Origin of the sequence: Paraburkholderia sp. Ac-20347, from assembly GCF_017104805.1 — a bacterium.
GTDB classification, from domain to species: Bacteria; Pseudomonadota; Gammaproteobacteria; order Burkholderiales; family Burkholderiaceae; genus Paraburkholderia; species Paraburkholderia tropica.
On the sequence record NZ_JAAGPN010000368.1, the window covers coordinates 1 to 6,212 of the forward strand.

Annotated in this window: 5 protein-coding genes; all 5 read right to left on the reverse strand. The window is 66.9% G+C overall.

Annotated elements, in window-relative coordinates; all coding sequences use genetic code 11:
• Nucleotides 1-1,786: autotransporter-associated beta strand repeat-containing protein (locus tag G3N97_RS40255; protein ID WP_346778167.1), on the reverse strand; the 1,786-nt coding region annotated here is incomplete at its 3' end.
• A gap of 604 nt (nt 1,787-2,390) precedes the next feature.
• A complete protein-coding gene (locus tag G3N97_RS35440) occupies nt 2,391-2,660 on the reverse strand; it encodes a hypothetical protein (protein ID WP_205997487.1) in 270 nt (89 codons plus the stop codon).
• Nucleotides 2,661-2,772: 112 nt separating this feature from the next.
• Entirely contained in the window at nt 2,773-3,750 is a 978-nt protein-coding gene (locus G3N97_RS35445) for a diguanylate cyclase (protein ID WP_241031039.1), read from the reverse strand.
• Between the two features lie 202 nt (nt 3,751-3,952).
• On the reverse strand, nt 3,953-4,981 hold the full coding sequence (locus G3N97_RS35450) for a chemotaxis response regulator protein-glutamate methylesterase (protein ID WP_205997489.1): 1,029 nt from the start codon (nt 4,979-4,981) through the stop codon (nt 3,953-3,955).
• Nucleotides 4,981-6,212, reverse strand: a 1,232-nt coding sequence (locus tag G3N97_RS35455; protein ID WP_205997490.1) for a response regulator, incomplete at its 5' end; no start/stop codon positions are given. The genes G3N97_RS35455 and G3N97_RS35450, both read right to left, overlap by 1 nt.

Here is a 6,212-nt window from a genome sequence, read left to right on the forward strand (position 1 = left end):
CGGATGTGCGCGGCATTGAGCCGGTCAAGGTGCGCATTGGCACTATCTGATTTTGAACAAATAGTGAACAGATATTGAACCGGCTAAGCTGGGCGGCCGTTTGCGGGCAAAGAGACGTGCCGCCCGTGTAGGTGTTGACGCCCGTGAGCGTCGCCGTGCCGCTGCCTTGCTTGGTGACGCTGCCCGTGCCGCTGATCACGCCGCTGAAGGTCTGCGCGGTCGCATCGCCGAACGTGAGGCTGCGCGCGCCGAGCGTGACGTTGCCCGAACCGGACAGCGCGCCGATCGTCTGATTCGCACTCGATCCGCTGATATCGAGCGCCGCGCTCGTGCTGGCCAGATTGACCGCGCCCGTCGACGCGAGCGAGCCGCCCGCGCCGAGCGCGAGCGTGCCCGCGTTGATCGTCGTGCCGCCCGTGTAGCTGTCGAGGCCCGTGAGCGTCACGGTGGCCGCGCCGTTCTTCACCAGCGCGCCGGTGCCGGCGATCACGCCGCCGAGCGTCGCCGCGTTGCTACCGCCGAGCGTGAGCGTGTTCGCGCCGAGATTGATCGCATTGACGAGCGTGAGGCCCGCCGTGCTCGTATCGAGCGTGGCCGCGCCGCCCACGTTGAGCGCACCGCTGCCGAGCGCCGCCGCGTTGCCCGCGACGAGCGAGCCGCCGTTCAGGTTCGTGCCGCCCGAATAGCTGTTCGCGCCCGTGAGCGTGAGCGCCGCGGTGCCGGTCTTGGTCAGCGCGCCGGTGCCCGACAGCACGCCCGAAAGCGTGAACGCGTTGCTGCCTTGCGCGATGAGTCCGCCCGTGCCGAGCGAGATCGTGTTCGCGATGTTCAGGCCCGCCGCCGCGGCTTCGAGCGCGCCGCCCGTCGCCGTAATCGTGCCGGTGCCGAGGCTCGTGGCGTTATCGACGATGGCCGTCGCGGTGCTGGCGAGCGTCGCGTCGAGCGCGCCCGACGGACCGTTGAGCGTCCACGTCCCGCTCTCCAGCGAGAGATGGTTGAAGTTGATGTAGTTGGACATCGTGACCTGGCCGGCCGCCGGGCCGCCCGTGGCCTGCGCGAGATGCAGCGTGTTGTTGCCGCCGCTGCCACCGTCCACGTAACCGGCCTGAGCGAAGCCCAGACTCACGCCGACGAGACCCAGCACGCCCACGTACGCGCCCGTGCCGGCCGACACCGACGAACCCGTGTACGCATAGAAGTTGTTGGTGCTGCCCGCGCCCATCGACACGCTGCCGATCACGCTGCCCGTGTTGCGGAACGTGTTGCCCGCCGTCGACGCCTGAAAGCCCACGCGGCCCGAGATCGTGCCGTTGTTCGTGAAGTTGACCTGACCGCCGCCGTACACCGCGGCGGTGACGCGATCGGCGGGCGCGACCGTCACGCCCGCGATGGCACTGGAACCGATCGTGCCGTTATTGACGATGTTGCTCACGCCGCCCGCGCCGTTCTGCACGGCGAGCGCCAGCCCGGTGAGATTCGACAGATTGACGGTGACGAGCTGCGCGGTGCCGTTCATCGTGCCGTTGTTGGTCACGTTGATGGTGCTCGCGCTGCTGTTGCCGATCACCGTGCCGCTCGACAGGATGCTGAGTACGCCTAAAAGAGAAGGATCAATAGTGCCGCTGTTATTGAAGGTGACGTTGCTGCCCGTGAGCGATACCGCCGTGCCGCCCACGCCGAGCAACACGCCGAAGTTGGTCGTGGAATCGGCGTTGACGGTGATGCCGCTGGTGGTATTCGCATAGTTCGGCGCAAGCGGATTGGCCGCGCCCGTGCAATTCACCACCGAGCCTGCCGTCGTGCACGTCGTCGCCTGCGCGCGGCCTGGCGTCAGCAGGCAAATGCATAACGCAATGCACAAAGAAGCGCACAACGCAATGAACGCAACAATAACGTCGCTGGAAACCAGGCCGCCCATTACGTGTGGCGCGACGCGTGACGCGCCAATACCGTTCGATTCCCTCACGCCCTTTCCCCTTAGAAGATCGTGAATCGGCACTACGTCGATATCCGTTTCGCAGACGCGCAGAGACCCATCCCGCACAGATGGACTGAGCGAGTCAAATCGGCGCCGTCGCGGCCGTGCACGTGCGGACGCCGGTCATGGACGGCGCGCGCAGAGACGCGACGCAAGGCGCACGGGCGCTTTGCGGGCTAGCGGCGATCAGGGCGAACGGATGGCGGCTGCGGGCGAGCCACACGCGTCCAGCAAGCGTGCAAGACTCGCCGCGCCAATCAGGATGGGCTGGTGCGCGGTTTCATGGAGGGTGCCTCCCGGTGTACTCTCGTGGATTGTTTGTTCACATCATTGACTGTCATCCAGAGCATAGACAAAAGCTTGCTTACTTCAAGCTTTAAATCGAGATTTAAATCATTTTTTGCGGACTGAATTAAATTACGGTAAAAGCGCCAATGAAAAAATCGCAGGAAGAAAAATTGACAGGGAACGGCTTATGCGAAACGTTTTTAAAGCGCGGCAATAACTGCTTTAAATGACGAAAAGCGCCGGTAAAAAATTCGCGCGAGGCGCTTATACCGGTTATGCCGGTTATGCCAATGGACGGAACAGGTTTAAAGCGGGAATGCCGTCTGCTGGGCTCTTCTGCATCGTGGCCGGGTCTTTCACGATTGCTGATTGCATCGCGCATGTCGCCCGTCATGCCTAGCGCGGCCCTCGCCTGAAAAAAGAAAAGCCCGCTCGCGGCGGGCTTTCTTCTTTTGCCGACCGTTGCTGACGCAACGAGTCAACGCGCATCAACGCGCCCGAACGCATCAATTCCGTCCCGATACACCCGTCGAATACTCCACGCGGTTGCGCCCTTCGCGTTTGGCGCGATAGAGCGCGGCGTCGGCTTCCTCGATCAGCGCGGTTTCGGCGATGCCCGCCGTCGGCGTCAACGTCGCGACGCCCACGCTGATCGTCAGATGCTCGCTCACCTTCGAGCCGACGTGCGGCAGTTGCAGCGCGACCACATCGCGACGCATCTTCTCCGCGAGCATGCGCGCGAACACACTGCCCGCACCCGGCAGCACCACGGCGAACTCCTCGCCGCCAAAACGCGCCACCAGATCGCGCGGCTGCTTCACCTCGCGGCGAATCGTCGTGGCCACCGAGCGCAGCACGTTGTCGCCGGCCACGTGGCCGTAGGTGTCGTTATAAGGCTTGAAGTAATCGACGTCGATCATCAGCAGCGACATCTCGGTGCTCTCGCGCTGCGCGCGACGCCATTCCGCGCCGAGAAATTCGTCGAGATAGCGGCGATTCGAGAGGCCCGTCAAACCGTCCGAATGCGTGAGACGGCGCAGCTCCAGATTCGCCTTTAGCAGCTCCTGCTGCGAGCGGCGCAGCGCGCGATACGCCTCGTCGCGCTGGAGCATGTTCACATAGGAGCGCGAGTGATACTTGATGCGCGCGATCAGCTCGATGCTGTCCGGCAGCTTCACGAGGTAATCGTTCGCGCCCGCCGCGAACGCCGCGCTCTTGATCGCGGGCTCTTCCTTGGTCGACAGCACGATGATCGGCACGTCGCGCGTGGCGTCATTGGCGCGATAGGCGCGCACGAGCGTGAGGCCGTCGGTGCCCGGCATCACGAGGTCCTGCAGGATCACCGTGGGCCGCACTTCCTCGGCCATGCGCACGGCCTGCTCGGGATGCGCGCAGTAATGGAAGTCGATCTCGCGCTCGGCGGACAGCGCGCGCCGCACGGCCTCGGCGACGATCGCCTGGTCGTCGACGAGCAGCACCATCATCGGCACATCCGCATTCGGCAACGGCTGTTCGAGCGCGGTGCGCACGGCCTCCAGCGCCCGTTCGAGCGAAGCCTCGTCGGGGCCGCCATCGGCAAGTGCGGGCTCGACTCCGGGTGTCAGATTCGGCTTCTCGGTCATGATTTCGGTCGCATGATGTGGATCGGGTCGAAGATCGGTACGCGCTTCGCCCCGGTTTCTCTCGTTACTCGGGTCGCCCCGCGCCGGGCAGGGCGACGCGTTGGCAAATTTCGGCGGCAATGGCGGGCAGCGGCAGAATCGCGCGCGCGGCGTCGAGCGCGGCGGCGGCTTTCGGCATGCCGTAGACGGCGCTCGTCGCGGCGTCCTGCGCGATCGTGTAATAGCCCTTCGCGCGCATGGCCTTCAGGCCGATCGCGCCGTCGCGGCCCATGCCGGTCAGCAGCACGCCGATGGCCGCGCCGCGCCAGTGCTCGACCACGCTGTGGAAGAACGTGTCGACGGAAGGCCGGTACGGCGTGTCCGCCGGCTCGCGAGTGTAAGCGAGCTTGCCGACGGCCGTCATGCACAGATGGTCGTTGGTGGCTGCGAGCAGCGCCTCGCCGGGCGTCGGCCGGTCGCCTTCTTTGGCGACGCGCACCTTCAGCGCGGCCTGGCCGTCGAGCCAGTCGGCCATGCCCGCCGCGAACGACTGATCGACGTGCTGCACGATCACGATCCCGGCGTTGAAGCTGGCCGGCAACGCGCCCAGCACGGTGGCGAGCGCCGTGGGGCCGCCCGCCGATGCGCCGATCGCCACCAGCGGCGTGCGCGCTTCCGTTGCGCTCACACTCGCGCCCGGCGCGCGCGCCACGTCGCTCACCACGTTCACGCGGCCGATCTGCTCGATCTTCGCGAGCAGCAGATCCATCGTGCGGCGCGCGTCGGGGCCCGCGAGCGTGGGTGTGTCGACGGCGTCGAGCGCCCCTGCGCCCATCGCCTCGTAGACGCGCCAGGCGTTCGCGCCGACGCTGCTCGTGACGATCAGGATCGGACACGGCGAGCGCGCCATGATGCGCCGCGTGGCTTCCACGCCGTCGAGCTTGGGCATGACGAGATCCATGAGGATCACGTCGGGCGGCTGCGCGGCGCAGAAGTCCACCGCCTGCTCGCCGTCCTGCGCCACCCACAGCACACGATGCCCGGGCCGCCTGGCGATGGCGTGACGCAACGCCTCCACGGCCAGCGGCATGTCGTTCGCGATGCCGATATTCATCAGGTCGCCTCTCCGATCAGATCGTTCACGGCGTCGAGCAGCGCCTCGTCGTGGAAGCTGCCCTTGGTCAGGTAATAGTCGGCGCCCGCGTCCAGGCCGCGCCGGCGGTCGTCCTCGCGATCCTTGTACGAGACGATCATCACCGGCACCGCGCGCTGCTGCGGATCGCTGCGGATCATCGTGACGAGTTCGATGCCGTCCATGCGCGGCATGTCGACGTCGGTAATCACGAGATCGAACTGGCCCGTGCGCAAGGTGTTCCAGCCGTCCATGCCGTCCACCGCCACGGTCACGGCGTAGCCGCGTTTTTCGAGCAGCTTGCGCTCCAGTTCGCGCACGGTCAACGAATCTTCCACCACCAGAATGCGCTTGCGTTCGCGCGCCGTGGCCTGGGTGCCGCGCGCCACGCCCGCGAGCTGTCCTTCGCGCACCAGCCGCCCGACCGACGCGACGATATCCTCGACGTCGACGATCAGCGCCACCGTGCCGTCTTCGAGCAGCGACGCGGCCGCCACGTTGCGCACCTTGCCCAGACGCGCGTCGAGCGGCTGCACGGCGAGCGTGCGCTCGCCCGCGAAGGCATCGACAGCCACGCCGTAGAGCGCGGCTTCGTGGCCCGCGCCGTCGCCGACCAGCACCACGCTCACGTCGTCGGCGTCCGTTGCGGGCACGCCGCGGCCGTCGGCGCCGAGCAACTGACGCGCCGTCACGAGGCCCACGGGGCGCCCTTCGTAGGCGATGTGCTGCTGGCCTTCGAGCATTTCGATCGCGCTGCGCGGCACGCGCAAAGCGCGCCGCACGTGCGCGAGCGGGAACGCATAGGCCTCGCCCGCGACATCGACGATCAGGCTGCGCACGACCGAAAGCGTGAGCGGCAATTGCAGCACGAAGCGCGTGCCGCGCCCCGCCGTGCTTTCGATGCGCACCGTGCCGTGCACGGCCTTGGCGAAATTCTGCACGGCGTCGAGACCCACGCCGCGCCCGGACACGTCGGTGACGCGCTCGCGCATCGTGAAACCCGGCAGCAGCAGGAAGTCGAGCAACTCCGGCTCGGACATGACGGCCACGGCGTCGGCCTGCGCGAGACCGCGCGCGACGATCGCGCGTTTGAGCGCGTCGAGATCGACGCCCGCGCCGTCGTCGGCCACGGCGATCAGCAGCTTGCCCGCGCTGTGGCGCGCTTCGAGCGTGAGGCGCGCCTCCTCGGGCTTGCCCGCGCTCGCGCGCGTGG